The 13195-nt window shown below is 58.4% G+C and carries 12 protein-coding genes; 11 read left to right on the top strand and 1 reads right to left on the bottom strand.

Annotated elements, in window-relative coordinates; all coding sequences use genetic code 11:
- Positions 1-5: 5 nt before the first annotated feature.
- Complete coding sequence (locus NI000_RS20160) at positions 6-947, bottom strand: BadF/BadG/BcrA/BcrD ATPase family protein (protein ID WP_253413239.1); 942 nt, start codon at positions 945-947, stop codon at positions 6-8.
- A 209-nt stretch (positions 948-1156) separates the two neighbouring features.
- Here NI000_RS20160 and NI000_RS20155 point away from each other — a divergent pair, with 209 nt between their 5' ends.
- The 11 genes from NI000_RS20155 (at position 1157) to NI000_RS20105 (ending at position 13177) form a co-directional block, all read left to right on the top strand.
- Positions 1157-2029, top strand: a complete 873-nt coding sequence (locus tag NI000_RS20155; protein WP_253413238.1) for a MurR/RpiR family transcriptional regulator — start codon at positions 1157-1159, stop codon at positions 2027-2029.
- A 16-nt stretch (positions 2030-2045) separates the two neighbouring features.
- Positions 2046-3422 (top strand): ABC transporter substrate-binding protein, encoded by a 1377-nt coding sequence (locus tag NI000_RS20150; protein WP_253413237.1) that lies wholly within the window; start codon positions 2046-2048, stop codon positions 3420-3422.
- A 97-nt stretch (positions 3423-3519) separates the two neighbouring features.
- A complete protein-coding gene (locus NI000_RS20145; protein WP_251599997.1) occupies positions 3520-4464 on the top strand; it encodes a carbohydrate ABC transporter permease in 945 nt (314 codons plus the stop codon).
- A 12-nt stretch (positions 4465-4476) separates the two neighbouring features.
- Complete coding sequence (locus NI000_RS20140; RefSeq protein ID WP_253413236.1) at positions 4477-5310, top strand: carbohydrate ABC transporter permease; 834 nt, start codon at positions 4477-4479, stop codon at positions 5308-5310.
- Positions 5311-5326: 16 nt separating this feature from the next.
- Positions 5327-6439, top strand: coding sequence for an ABC transporter ATP-binding protein (locus tag NI000_RS20135; protein ID WP_253413235.1), 1113 nt, complete (start codon positions 5327-5329; stop codon positions 6437-6439).
- Between the two features lie 208 nt (positions 6440-6647).
- Positions 6648-7367, top strand: coding sequence for a hypothetical protein (locus NI000_RS20130; protein ID WP_253413234.1), 720 nt, complete (start codon positions 6648-6650; stop codon positions 7365-7367).
- A gap of 3 nt (positions 7368-7370) precedes the next feature.
- Positions 7371-8546 carry an exo-beta-N-acetylmuramidase NamZ family protein gene (locus tag NI000_RS20125; protein WP_253413233.1) on the top strand — a complete coding sequence of 392 codons (1176 nt, stop codon included), beginning with the start codon at positions 7371-7373 and terminating at the stop codon, positions 8544-8546.
- The gene (gene nagZ / locus NI000_RS20120; RefSeq protein WP_309247919.1) at positions 8543-10162 is read left to right on the top strand and encodes a beta-N-acetylhexosaminidase; all 1620 of its coding nucleotides are present in this window, start codon (positions 8543-8545) and stop codon (positions 10160-10162) included. Before NI000_RS20125 ends, nagZ begins: the two co-directional genes overlap by 4 nt.
- Positions 10156-11346, top strand: coding sequence for an anhydro-N-acetylmuramic acid kinase (locus NI000_RS20115; protein ID WP_253413232.1), 1191 nt, complete (start codon positions 10156-10158; stop codon positions 11344-11346). The genes nagZ and NI000_RS20115 overlap by 7 nt, the downstream gene beginning before the upstream one ends.
- Positions 11347-11508: 162 nt before the next feature.
- Positions 11509-12609: a PAS domain-containing sensor histidine kinase gene (locus NI000_RS20110; RefSeq protein ID WP_253413231.1), complete on the top strand. Its 1101-nt coding sequence runs from the start codon at positions 11509-11511 to the stop codon at positions 12607-12609.
- Positions 12533-13177, top strand: coding sequence for a response regulator (locus NI000_RS20105; protein ID WP_253413230.1), 645 nt, complete (start codon positions 12533-12535; stop codon positions 13175-13177). Before NI000_RS20110 ends, NI000_RS20105 begins: the two co-directional genes overlap by 77 nt.
- Positions 13178-13195 lie beyond the last annotated feature (18 nt).

Genomic DNA, 13195 nt, shown 5'->3' with positions numbered 1-13195 from the left:
TCCTTTTATCGCATTCTTTGAAAGAGCTCGAAGCCGAGCAAGGCGGCGCCGTAAGCGGCGGGCTGCTCGGAAGCCGGGTGCAGGCGCAGCCCGGGGAACGTTTCGGAGATCGTCTGCCGGAACGTATCGGCGAACAAAGGAGAATGCTTGAACACCGAGCCGGTCGTCACAAGGTCCGAATCCGGGAACCAGGCGTCCTTGCGGACCAAGGCTGCCGCCGCGACGGCAAGCTCCGCAGCCGCGCCTTCAATAATGCGCACGGCAACGGCATCCCCTTGCTTGCTTGCGTTGATGCACAGCTCGGCAAAGGCGGCGACGTCTTTTTTGCGGATGTCCGGTCCGTAGATGTACGTTTTCAGTTCGGTAATCGAGTCAAAGCTATACGTGTGCCGGATCATATCCGTCAATGCCGTTGCCGGGGAGATGCCGTCATGACTGCGCATCACGGCTTGCAGCGCGTGGAGTCCGATTTGGTAACCGCTTCCTTCATCGCCCAGCAGATGACCCCAGCCGCCGACCCGGTAACGCCGGCCTTCCGGCGTGCAGCCGAAGACGATCGAGCCGGTGCCGGAGACGACGGCGATACCGTACTCCCGGCGAAGCGAAGCCATCAGGACGATTTCCGCATCGTTGCGCACGAACACCTCGAACGAAGCGCCGATTCGGGTCTGATAGGCCCGGAGGACGGCTTCGACCGCTTGCTTTTCTTGCGGCGTATCGGTGCCGGCCATGCCGATGCAGACGGCCAGACAGCGTCCGCTTGCGCAGGCTTCATGTTGAAGTGCTTCGTCCAGCACGGCTTCCAGATGACGGGAAGCCCGCTCGAAGCCGATCGCCTTCGAATTCGTTGATTCGCCCGTACAGCCGAAGAGCCGGTTGCCCGAAGTGTCGATGACGACCGCTTCCGTTTTGGTGCCTCCGCCATCGATTCCGACGATATATTCCATCTTTATCACCTTCTTTGCTTAATCTGAGTATAAGACAACGAAGCTTAGTTTGTAAAACAAAATTTCACGTTGTAAAAATAATATTGATTTAAAATTTCAAATGGGCTATAATAAGTTTGATCGTTGGAAACGGTATCAATAACGTCATGGTGTTTTATTTAATAACGTTATATGTAATAATAACTTACATAAAAGAGGGGGTGAGCGCAATGCATGGAGGTTTGGTTCGGTTAAGAGAGATTTTAGAAGGGTTGAATCCTTCGGAGAAAAAGGTCGCGGAGTACGTGCTCGCACATCCCGAGCGGATGATCGAGCTGTCCGTCGCCCAGTTGGCCGAAGCGAGCGGAGCCAGTCAGGCCGCCATCATCCGGTTGTGCAAATCGATGGGCGTGAAGGGCTACCAGGATTTGAAGCTGAAGGTGGCGGGAGACCTCCGGGAAACGGGGGGCGTGCAAGGCTACCAGGAAATCCGGCCGCAGGATTCGATTGCGACGATCGTGCAGCACGTTTCCAACAATAATATTCAAGCAATCCACGACACGGTGAAAATTCTCGATTTGGAGCAGGTGTCCAAGGCGGTGCAGGCGCTTCATCAGGCGAAGCGGATTTATTTCTTCGGCATCGGCGCTTCCAATCTGATCGGTCAGGACGCGCAGCAGAAATTTTTGCGCATTAACCGGACGTGCTTCTGCTTTGCCGATCCGCATGTGCAGCTTGCGTCGGCAGTTACTCTGACCGAGGAGGACGTCGCCGTCGGCATCTCGTACTCCGGTGAGACAAAGGAAGTCATCGCCGCGCTAAAAGCCGCCCAACAGAACGGCGCCGTAACCATCGGCATCACGAAGTACGGCAGCACGACGCTCGCCCAGTACACGGACATTCCGCTCTGCATCTCCTCGACGGAGAACGAGATCCGAAGCGGGGCAATGTCGTCCCGGATTACCCAGCTTAACGTGATCGATATTTTATACCTCGGGGTCGCCAGCAACAACTACGAGCAGTCCGTCATGTACCTCGACCGGAGCCGTCAGGCGATCCGGGAACTTGCGAACGGCATGTCCAAACTTAATCATAAAAGCTAACTAGGGGGATGGATGTATGAAGGTCAGCAAACTGCTTGCCATGACGGTAGCTTTAAGTCTCGTATTTGTTTCCGCCTGCGCCAAAAAAGAAGGGGGAGCCAACGCCCCGGCCGGCGAAGCTGCGAAAGACGACAAGAAGCCCGATACCGTCAAGGTATGGGCCTACCCGGTTCATGGGGATTACGAGAAGGACATCAAGGAACTGATCGCCGATTTCAACAAGCAGTACCCGCATATTAAAGTAGAGTACGAAGTTCTGTCCTGGGCCGAAGGTCCGAAGAAATTCGACATTGCTCTGAACGCGGGCGACCCGCCGGATTTGTATTACCATGCGGTGTCGGGGCACTATGTCAACACGGGGCTTGCCATCCAGCTCGACCAGTTCCTGACCCCGGAAATCAAGGACGATTACTTGCCGGGTATGCTTGATCTGGGCAAAATTCAAGGCAAGCAATACGGGCTGCCGCTGACCGCAGGACAATGGAATTGGGGCGGCAACAAGCGCATTTTGGAAGAAGCGGGTGTCGACTGGAAGAAGATTCAGGAGAAGGGCTGGACCTGGTCCGAATTCAGCGACATCGCCAAGAAGATGACCAAGAAGCTGCCTGACGGCTCGATGCAGTACGGTCTCGCGACGGACGGCACCAGCCTCGATTTCAGCCAGTTGATTGCGCAAAACGCCGGTCTGGTCGACGTATTGGATGAGAAGGGCAAGTTCATTTGGAACGACGACAAAATTCTCGCTTCCCTCAAATTCATCGACGGTCTGATGAAGGATGGCGTGATGCCGAAGGAAACGGGCGGGCTCAACCCGCAGCAAAGAACGCAAATGTTCTACGACAGCAAAGCAGCCGTCATCAGCAAAGCGCTGCCTTATTACGATACGATTATCGCCAACCGCAACAAAGATATCGACGCGGGCAAAGTGAAGGGCGAGAAAATCGAATTCGTCCTGCTGCCGGTTCCGCATCATGAGAATGCGCAGGGCAAGACGTACGTGATGGGCGAAGGCTATGTCATGTTCAAGCAGAAGAACGACAAGGGCGAGCAGCACGCGAAGAACGCTTTCCTCGTGATGGAAGCGCTGAGCGGCGCGAAAGCGGGGAACTCCTCCAACGAGCTGAACCTGCCGTTCGTCCGCAAGTCCCAGGCGAAAATGTACGAAGGCAAGGGCAAAGCCCAGAAGTACAACTGGGAAGCCGCACAAAATTTCATGAAGAGCACCACGAGATCGGTCGAGAGCAATCTGGACGTCGACAAGTCGACGAAGCTGAAGCAGTTCCAGGAGCAAGTGCAGAAGCCGGCCATCCAGGCGTTGTTCGCCGGGGAGAAAACGCCGGAGAAAATCGCCGAAGAATTCAAAACCAAAGGCAAGCAAATGTTCGGCCAATAATGCAGTAGCAAGCCGCGCGAAAAGGTGCCCTGTATGGAGTCATATGGGGCCTTTTTTTTCGGACTCTCTGGCATAGGCATGATGAAGGAGGATCGCCATGGACAATTTACACAACGGGCCGGGCGTGCCGGGCCCGGCCATCCGGCAAAGGAAGGCGAACACTTCCGTCAAGCAGTTCATCCGGGATTACGGCTGGTCGTACTTGTTTATCCTCGTTCCGGTGCTGCTCTTTCTGGTGTTCACCTTGTATCCGGTCATCTCGGCGTTTCTGATGAGCTTTCAGAAGTACACCGTCATGAAATCGGATTGGGTCGGCCTGGATAACTACAAGTTTATGTTTCAGGACGAAGTGTTCTGGAAGTCGATGAAAAATACCGTGATTTTCACCATCGGCACGGTGCCGGTCAACATTATTTTGACGTTCGTGCTCGCTTTTCTCATCTTTCAGATGCGCCAATCGTGGCAGACGTTTTTTAAAGCGGCCATGTACTTGCCGGGCGTCGTTTCGGGCGTAACGATCTCGCTCGTCTGGCTGGCGATCTTCGATCCGACCCCTTGGGGACCGATGAACACGGTGCTTGGCTGGTTCGGCATCGATCCGGTCATCTGGCTCGGCAAATCGAACAGCGCGTTGTTTTCGCTGATGCTGATGACGTACCTTGGCTCGCACGGGGGCGGCATCATCCTGTACCTTGCGGCGATGGGCGGCATCCCGAAATCGCTGTACGAGGCGGCGGATATCGACCATGCGAGCGGCTGGACGAAGTTTACGAAAATTACGTGGCCGCTGCTCAAGCCGACGACGCTGTACTTGCTGGTGACGGGGGTCATCACCTCGTTTCAGGTGTTCATCAGCGTGTACCTGATGACGCAGGGCGGCCCGAACTTCGCCACGACGACGATTGCCTATCTCATTTACCAGACGGCGTTCGTATTTTACGACTTCGGCCTGGCCTCCGCGCAGTCGTTCGTGCTCGCTATCGTCATTATTCTCATCTCGATCATTCAATTCAAATATTTCTCTTCGGACATCGAATATTAAGGGGGGACTGCGTTGAGCAACCAATCGAAAGTGATCTTCATCGGCATTGCAGTGATCATCCTCGCTTTCTGGGCGGTCATCACGGTCATCCCCTTGTACTGGATGATTATCGGCTCGTTCCAGGATTCGCTGGCCTCGGCCGTCTTCAAGCCGCAGATGATTCCGGACATTTGGTCCGTCGCGCCGTACGAGCGCTTTTTCACGAAAAACAACGCCGTCCAATGGCTGTTGAACTCGCTGTTCGTCTCTTCCGTGCTGACCGTCACGAACCTGCTCTTCGCTTCCATGGCGGGTTACGCGTTCGCGAAGCTCAAATTTCCCGGAAGCAATTCGATCTTCTGGGTGCTGCTCGGCACGATGATGATACCGGCGCAGGTCACGCTGATCCCGCTGTACGTGCTGGTGATCAACGTTTTCGACCTGGCGGATACGTATACAGCGATGATCGTGCCGACGTTGGTCAGCGTCGGGAATATTTTTCTCATGAAGCAGTATATGTCCACATTACCGACATCGCTTATTCATGCCGCACGCATCGATGCCTGCAGCGAATTCGGCATTTTTTATAAAATCATCCTGCCGATGGCCAAGCCCGGCCTCGCCGTTCTGGCGATCTTCACGTTCGTCGCGAACTGGAACGATTTTTTCTGGCCGTTCCTCGTGACGCGCTCAAGTGAGATGCGGACGATTCAGGTCGGTCTCGCAAGCTTCAAATTTGCCGAGTCTACGGACTACGGCGCGATTATGGCGGGCGCAACCATCGGGGCTCTGCCGATGATCATCCTGTTCTTCTCGCTGCAAAAATATTTCCTGCAAGGGATCACCATAGGAGCCGTGAAAGGCTAGAAGGAGGAACGAAGCGATGGCACGCGTGGTGTTTCAAAATATACGCAAAGAGTATGTGGACGATAAAAAAGGGACCTTCACCGCGGTCGAAAACTCCAATTTCGTGATCGAAGACCGGGAATTCGTCGTGTTCGTCGGTCCCTCGGGCTGCGGCAAAACGACCTCCCTGCGCATGATCGCTGGGCTGGAGCGGCAGACGAGCGGCGATATCTACATCGGGGACCGCGTCGTCAATCAGATGCATCCGAAGGACCGCGACATTGCGATGGTGTTCCAGGATTATGCCTTGTACCCGCATATGACCATAGAAGAAAACTTGTCCTTCGGCCTCAAAAACCTGAAGCGCCCGAAGGAGGAAATCCAGCGCAAGGTGAAGGAGGCGTCGGCGATTCTGGGGCTGACCGACATGCTGGAACGCAAGCCGCGGGAGCTCAGCGGCGGGCAGCGTCAGCGGGTGGCGGTCGGACGCGCGATCGTGCGCGATCCGCAGGTGTTCCTGTTCGACGAGCCGCTCTCGAACCTCGACGCGAAGCTGCGCATTCAGATGCGGGTGGAGTTGGCGGAGCTGCACAAGCGGCTCGGCGCGACCATCGTCTACGTAACCCACGATCAGGTCGAAGCGATGACGCTCGGGGAACGGATCGTCGTCATGAACCAGGGGCGCATTCAACAGATTGCGTCGCCGACGGAGCTGTACAACCGGCCGAGCAATATGTTCGTCGCCGGATTTATCGGGTCGCCGGCTATGAACTTTATGGACGCGCGCATCGAGCGCGGACACGTGCATGTGGAAGGGGCCTCCTTCGCCCTGTCGGACGCCGCGGCCCGGGGACTGAAGGCGTACGAGGGCAAAAACATCATTCTAGGCGTGCGCCCGGAGCATATATACGGCGAGGAGTTCATGCCGCCGGCCGCATCGGCGTACCGGTTGAACGCCGTCGTGCAGGTCGTGGAAAACCTGGGTGCGGAGAACCTCGTCTATTTCCGGGTCGGCCAGCGGATGGTAACAGCCCGCGTCCATCCGGAGACGACGGCGCAGGTGGGGCAGTCGAAGCTGTTCGCCTTCGACGGAGGCAAGCTGAATTTCTTCGATCCGGCTACGGAAGAACGCATCGTGCTGGAGGCGTAAGTGTAAAAGAAGCCGGAAAGTCCGGTGAATATGAGCGGAGCAGCCGAAAGCGCTCTGTAGAAACGAAGTGTTCGCCTTTGTTTCCGGATTTCAACCTTTTAGGGGGTAGTATGATAATGAAATCCGGGAACAAGAGCGATCGGAAGAGCGTTTCGGATGCGCAGCGCCTGCTATTCACCGGACTTTCCAGAAAAAGGAGGTATGTCCGATGCGGAAACTTAGTGAAATCATGGTGCGGTCGGGAGTGCAAACGTACCGCGAAATCATTCATGTCGCCTTGTTCAGCATCGTCAGCTCACTCGTCGTGTTTCCGGTACTGCTCTTCCTGCCCGTGCCACTGGCCTTGCTAGTGCTGGTGCTGCTGTACGTGCCTTTGGCGGCGGGCGCGCTCTACGCGTGTCACCGCATTCTGCAAGGGGAGAAGGGAAGCGTGCGGACCATGCTAAAGGGAACACTGGCCCATTACGGTTCTTCGCTGGTCTTCGGGCTTGTCTGCGCCTTGTTCGTGCTGATCCTCATTTCCTCCTGGTGGTACTACGGCAGCCGGAGCGGGATGATGTCTTTGGCGCTGGCCGTGTTTCAGACCTACTTCGTGGCGCTCTTTTTCATATCGCAGACCTATACGCTGTCTCTGGTCGTTCAGGAGCGGCTCGGCATCTTCAGCGCCATGGGCCGCAGCGTCAAACTGTTCGTCGCCCGTCCGATGTATACGATCGGCGCTTGCTTCCAGATGTTGTGCTTCGCCGTTCTGCTGGGCGTGACGGTCGTCGGCTTTGCCTGCTTGTATATGGGGATGATCGGATTTTTTGCAAATCTGGTGACGGCGAACGTGCTGCGGAAGGACGAGGAGGAATCCCGGAGCGGCAGCGGGGCGGATGAATCGACCGCCGTATCCGGGGACTTCCATCTTGCAGGAAGGGAGAGCTGAGCGATGGAGCGGATGGTTCAGACGGGAGCGGACCGTCTTCCGCTGCTCGAGTCCGAGCTTCGCGGACAGCGCTTCGGGCTGCTGACGAACCCGACGGGCGTCAACCGGCGGTTCGAATCCGTGATCGACGGGTGCGCCGGGTTCAAGTCGGCGGCTTTGACGGCGCTGTTTGCCTGCGAGCACGGCATTCGCGGCGAGCGGCAGGCGGGGGTCCGCTTCGGCGATGAGAAGGACGACAAGACGGGGATTCCCGTCTTTAGTTTATATGGGGACCATAAACGGCCCACGGAAGAGATGATGGACCGGGTGGATGCCGTCGTTTTCGACATTCAAGATTTGGGCGTACGCTTTTACACCTATTTAAGCACGCTGGTTTACATGATGGAAGCGTGCGCGGCCTACAGAAAACGGCTGATCGTGCTCGACCGTCCGAATCCGCTCGGCGGGATCGTCAGCGAGGGCGGCATGCTGGAGGCGGGCTACGAATCGATGGTCGGCGCGTGGGCGGTGCCGTTCCGCACGGGGCTGACCATCGGCGAGTTTGCGGGGTACGTGAACAGCCGCTTGCCTGTGCGGTGCGGCTTGCAGGTCGTGCCGCTGCTCGGCTGGAAGCGGGACATGGAGTATCTCGCGACGGGGCTGCCATGGATCATGCCTTCGCCCAATATGCCGACGATGGATACGGTGCGGGTATATGCGGGGAACTGCCTGTTCGAAGGCACGAACGTGTCCGAAGGACGGGGAACGACGCGGCCGTTCGAGCTGCTCGGCGCGCCCTGGATGGACGGACGCGCGGTCGGCGAAGCGGTGAACCGCTTGGGACTGCCGGGCGTGCACGCGCAGCCGGTCTATTTTACGCCGACGTTCTCGAAGTATCAGGGCGAGCTGTGCAGCGGCGTACAGCTGTTCGTGACCGATCCGGCGGTATACCGTTCCGTCGCGACGGCGCTGCATCTGCTGCATACGATTGCGGTGCTCTACCCGGCGCAGTTCCAATGGACGCCGCCGTTTAAGGAAGGGCGGAAGCCTTTTATCGACTATTTGTCCGGCAGTGATCTGGTCCGCACTTCGATTCATACAGAGACGGGGCTGAACCGGATTTTATCGTTATGGGACATGCAAGCGAAGGCATGGAACGACGCGAGGCGGCCTTATTTGTTGTACGGAGGGGAAGCATGATGGAGCTTGCAGGCATGACGTTGGAGGAAAAGGTCGGGCAGCTTATCCAGGCAGGCTTCCACAGCCTGGAGCCGGACGAGCATATTTTGGAGCTGATCGAACGGCGGCGGATCGGCGGCGTTATTTTGTTCGCGCGCAATGTGCAGGACCCGGCGCAGGTCGCGGCTTTGACCGGGAAGCTGCAGGAGGCGGCGCAGCGGGCGGGGACGGCTCCGCTGTGGATTTCCATCGATCAGGAAGGCGGCATGGTGGCGCGCATTACGGAAGGCGTCGCGCTAATGCCGGGAGCGATGGCGATTGCCGCCGGGGGCTCGGTGGAGGCGGCGTACGAAGCGGCACTCGTTGCCGGCCGCGAGCTGCGGGCACTTGGCGTCAACATGAATTTTGCACCGGACCTGGATATCAACAACAATCCGGCCAATCCGGTGATCGGGGTGCGCTCCTTCGGTGAAGCCCCGGAGGCCGTTGCGGAGTATGGAGCGGCTGCGATCCGCGGCTTTCAGGACGCGGGCGTGTCGGCGACGGCGAAGCATTTTCCGGGTCATGGCGATACCGCGACGGATTCCCATCTCGACCTGCCGACAATCCCGCATTCGCGCGAGCGCATCGAAGCGGTCGAGCTGGTGCCGTTCCGGCGCGCCGTTGCTGCAGGCGTCGATGCGGTCATGTCGTCGCACATCGTGTTTCCGGCGTTCGAGCCGGAGCGGTTGCCCGCGACCTTATCCCGCCGCGTATTGACGGGACTGCTGCGGGAGGAGCTTGGCTTCGCCGGCGTCATCGTGACGGATTGCATGGAGATGCAGGCGATTGCCGCCCATTACGGCACGGTGCAAGCGGCAGTCATGGCCGTGGAAGCGGGCGCGGATATCGTCTTGATCAGCCACAGCCGCGAGCTGCAGGAAGGTGCCCTCGACGCACTGCTGGAGGCGGTCCGCTCCGGGCGGATCAGCGAGGAGCGGCTCGACGCGTCGGTCCGCAGGCTGCTTGCGCTGAAGCGGAAGCGGCTGGCCGCCGGGGCGGAGTCGCATGAAGCGGCGCTCGACCTCGTCGGCTGCGAGGCGCACCGGCAGACGGCCCAGCGAATCAGCGAGGCGAGCGTGACGCTGGTCAAGGACGAGGAGCGGCTGCTACCGCTTCGGCGCGTTCCGACGCTGGTCATCCATACGTCTGCTGTTGCGACCTCGATTGCCGACGAAGCCGTCGATATTCCACATACGCTCGGAAAAGCGCTGGCCGCGCGGGGGCTGGACGTCGTCGAACGGATCATTCCCGTATCGCCGGACGGCGAGGCGCTGCAAGCGCTGTTGACGCAGGCTGGGCTGTTCGAGCAGGTCGTCGTAGGCACGTACAACGCGTCCTTTTATCCCGAGCAGGTCCGGTTGATCGAAGCGCTTCAATCGCTTGGCAAGCGCCCCGTAGTGGTCGCGCTGCGCAATCCGTACGATTTGCGCGAATTCCCGGACGTATCAGCCTATGCGACCGTGTATGAATCGAGGCCGCTCGCGTTGGAGAGCGCGGCCAAGGGGCTGACCGGCGCGATCCCGATGCGGGGCAGGCTGCCGGTCACGATCAGCGAAGCCTATCCGGCGGGATGGGGGGCGGACGGGTCATGCTAGCGTCCTACTTCCGCAAGCCGCAGCGGCTGGTCGTCGGCCTGATGTCCGGCACGTCGCTCGACGGCGTCGATGCCGCGATCGTCCACATCGAAGGGCAGGGGCTCGATACGAAGGTCGAGCTCGTTCATTACACCGCGGTTCCTTACGACGACACGCTTCGCGAGAAGCTGAAGGAGCTGTGTAGCCTGGACCGGTCGAACGTGGCGATGGTATGCGGCATGAACTTTTATCTCGGCCGTATCTTCGCGGAGGCGGTGCAGCTGGCCGCTGCGGAAGCGGGGCTGCCGATGGACGAGATCGACCTCGTCAGCTCGCACGGCCAGACGGTGTGGCATATTCCCGAGGACGACCCGGACGAATGGTGCCAGGTCCGCTCGACGCTGCAAATCGGCGATCTGTCGGTGATCGCCAAGCATACCGGCAAGCCGGTCGTCGGCGACTACCGGACCGCCGATATGGCGGTCGGCGGACAAGGCGCGCCGCTCGTGCCGTACGCCGATTTCATCCTGTTCCGGGACGCGGACAAGGGCCGCATCGCGCAAAATATCGGCGGCATCGGCAACTGCACCGCCATCCCGGCCGGCGCTCTGCCGGAGGACGTCATCGCTTTCGATACAGGGCCGGGCAACATGCTGATCGACGAAGCCGTCTATCAGTTGTCCGGCGGGACGAAGAGCTATGACGACGGAGGCGCTTGGGCGGCGCAAGGGCGGGCGGACGACTCGCTCGTAGACCGGATGCTGAGCCATCCGTACTTCGCGCTGAAACCCGTGAAGACGACGGGCCGCGAAATGTTCGGCAAGCCGTACGCCGCAGAGTGGATCGGTGAAGCGCGGCGGCTGGGGCTCGCGGACGCGGACATCGTCGCCACATTCACGGCCTTCACCGCGCGTTCCATAGCCGCAGGCTACCGCGACTTCGTCTTCCCCGTCTGCCGGGCGGACGAAGTGATCGTGTCCGGCGGCGGGGCGCACAACCGGACGCTGCTGCGCATGCTTGCCGGGCTGCTGCCGGAGCAGCGGGTGCTCACGTCGGATGCGTTCGGCATCTCCGGCGATGCCAAGGAAGCAATAGCGTTCGCCTTGTTCGCGAACAATTTCCTGCACGGCATTCCGAACCAACTGCCGTCCGCGACCGGCGCTTCGCGTCCGGCCGTCATGGGCAAGCTCGCTTTGCCGGAATGACCGTACCTTAACATTTCCTGCATGGTTTATACATACAGCAAGCCTTTCTCAAGAGCACGCTCTGGGAAAGGCTTGCTGCTTTTTTTTGCCGCCAATTTGACGCATCGCACATAAAAAAGGAAAATAAATAATATTATTTCCATATTTTGCGAGGTTGCTCTTATGGATCAAAACGATTATTTAAAACAAATTTACACGCATCTGCAGGACGGGATCATTGTGATGGACCAAGAACGCAGGATTGTGATGATGAATCCGTCGGCCGAACGGATTACCGGCTGGAGCGAAGGCGGGCATGTGCCGTACTGCTCCTACTGTCAAACCAGATCACTTGAGCCGGGGGAAGAACGCTGCTATCTGCTGGCCAAACGGGAGGTCCCGTACTTTCTGTCCTCAATGCCGACGTATGAAGGCGGTCTGGTGGAAATGGAAATGAGTACGGCTGTCATTTATGAGAATGCGGCGCAGAAGCGGCAGGAAGTGCTGCTGGTTCTGAAGGACTTGACCTCCAAAAGAAAGGAGGAAGAAGCGAGAATTTCCAAAATGGTGCTGCAAAAGACGCTGGAAGCCCAGGAAAACGAGCGCAAACGGCTCGCTCAGGAGCTGCACGATGGCGTCGGGCAATCGTTATATTCCGTGTCTGTAGGCCTGCAGGCGATCCGCTCCCGGACAAAGCACCAGGAAGAGGTATGGGGGAGCTATATGCAGGAGATCGTAGACGAACTGGAAAAGGTCATCCGGGACGTCAAGCTCTATTCGCTCCAGCTTCGCCCCCATAGTCTGGACCGGCTCGGTCTCATTCCGACGGTGAACCATCTCGTCTCCACCTTGAACAAAGCGCATCCCGACCGGCAGCTGACGTTCAGCCACAGCCAAGTCGGCCCCCGGATGAGGCCGGCTCTGGAGATCCATCTGTACCGGATCATTCAAGAGGCGCTGCACAATGCTTTGAAGTATTCGAAGGCCGGACTTATGGAAGTGATTTTGTACCGCGAAGGGGCCGAGCTCGTCTTAACCGTACAGGATAACGGTATCGGATTTATCCGCGATCGGGTGGAAGAAGGACTCGGGCTGAAGCACATGGAAGAGCGGGCCGGCCAAATGGAAGGGCGGCTGCACATCCGGTCCCTCCCCGGCGAAGGGACCGTCATCCAAGTCAGAGTACCGTACAAGGAGGCGGAAGAGCATGATACGCGTACTGCTGGTCGACGACCACACGATGGTCCGCAAGGGGCTTCGCATGCTGCTGGAAGGTTATCCTGAGCTTGAAATCGTCGGCGAAAGCCAAGACGGCTATGAAGCGGTCGACATGACGGGCCGGCTGCAGCCGGATGTCGTCGTGATGGACTTGTCGATGCCCAGCGGGCTGGACGGCTTCGCCGCTTGCCGGGAAATCCGCAGGCGACATCCTTCCGTCAAGACGGTCATTCTGACCATGCACGACGAGGAGATTTTCGTCCGGCAGTCCGTTCAGGTGGAGGCCGACGGCTACATTTTAAAGAACAGTCACGGCGAACTGCTTCATCAGGCGATTGTCGAAGTCGTTCAGGGCAAGCGCTTTTACAAAACCTCCGTTTCGGACGATACCGTCAGGCGTTGGATGCATGCTGAAGAGGAGCGACAGCCGTCCCCTCTCACGACCCGCCAGAAGCAGATCGTCCGTCTGACCGTGCTGGGCTACGCCAACAAAGAGATCGCGGAGCAATTGTCCATCAGCGTCAAAACGGTGGAAAACCACAAGACGAACATTATGCAAAAGCTGGAGCTGGATACGAAGCACGAATTAATTCAATATGCGATCAAAAACAACTATCTGGAGCTGGCGCTTTGAACGGCGTCCGTAGGGGAG

It is taken from the genome of Paenibacillus tyrphae, from assembly GCF_024158745.1.
GTDB classification, from domain to species: domain Bacteria; phylum Bacillota; class Bacilli; order Paenibacillales; family NBRC-103111; genus Paenibacillus_G; species Paenibacillus_G tyrfis_A.
This window is presented reverse-complemented; position numbering and strand designations above follow the sequence as displayed.

What these genes read in the sequence shown, in the direction of transcription:
- NI000_RS20105 (WP_253413230.1), top strand. Translation starts at nt 12,533, where the DNA reads ATGATACGCGTACTGCTGGTCGACGACCACACGATGGTCCGCAAGGGG.
- NI000_RS20110 (WP_253413231.1), top strand. Translation starts at nt 11,509, where the DNA reads ATGGATCAAAACGATTATTTAAAACAAATTTACACGCATCTGCAGGAC.
- NI000_RS20115 (WP_253413232.1), top strand. Translation starts at nt 10,156, where the DNA reads ATGCTAGCGTCCTACTTCCGCAAGCCGCAGCGGCTGGTCGTCGGCCTG.
- NI000_RS20150 (WP_253413237.1), top strand. Translation starts at nt 2,046, where the DNA reads ATGAAGGTCAGCAAACTGCTTGCCATGACGGTAGCTTTAAGTCTCGTA.
- NI000_RS20135 (WP_253413235.1), top strand. Translation starts at nt 5,327, where the DNA reads ATGGCACGCGTGGTGTTTCAAAATATACGCAAAGAGTATGTGGACGAT.
- NI000_RS20125 (WP_253413233.1), top strand. Translation starts at nt 7,371, where the DNA reads ATGGAGCGGATGGTTCAGACGGGAGCGGACCGTCTTCCGCTGCTCGAG.
- nagZ (WP_309247919.1), top strand. Translation starts at nt 8,543, where the DNA reads ATGATGGAGCTTGCAGGCATGACGTTGGAGGAAAAGGTCGGGCAGCTT.
- NI000_RS20130 (WP_253413234.1), top strand. Translation starts at nt 6,648, where the DNA reads ATGCGGAAACTTAGTGAAATCATGGTGCGGTCGGGAGTGCAAACGTAC.
- NI000_RS20160 (WP_253413239.1), bottom strand. Translation starts at nt 947, where the DNA reads ATGGAATATATCGTCGGAATCGATGGCGGAGGCACCAAAACGGAAGCG.
- NI000_RS20145 (WP_251599997.1), top strand. Translation starts at nt 3,520, where the DNA reads ATGGACAATTTACACAACGGGCCGGGCGTGCCGGGCCCGGCCATCCGG.
- NI000_RS20155 (WP_253413238.1), top strand. Translation starts at nt 1,157, where the DNA reads ATGCATGGAGGTTTGGTTCGGTTAAGAGAGATTTTAGAAGGGTTGAAT.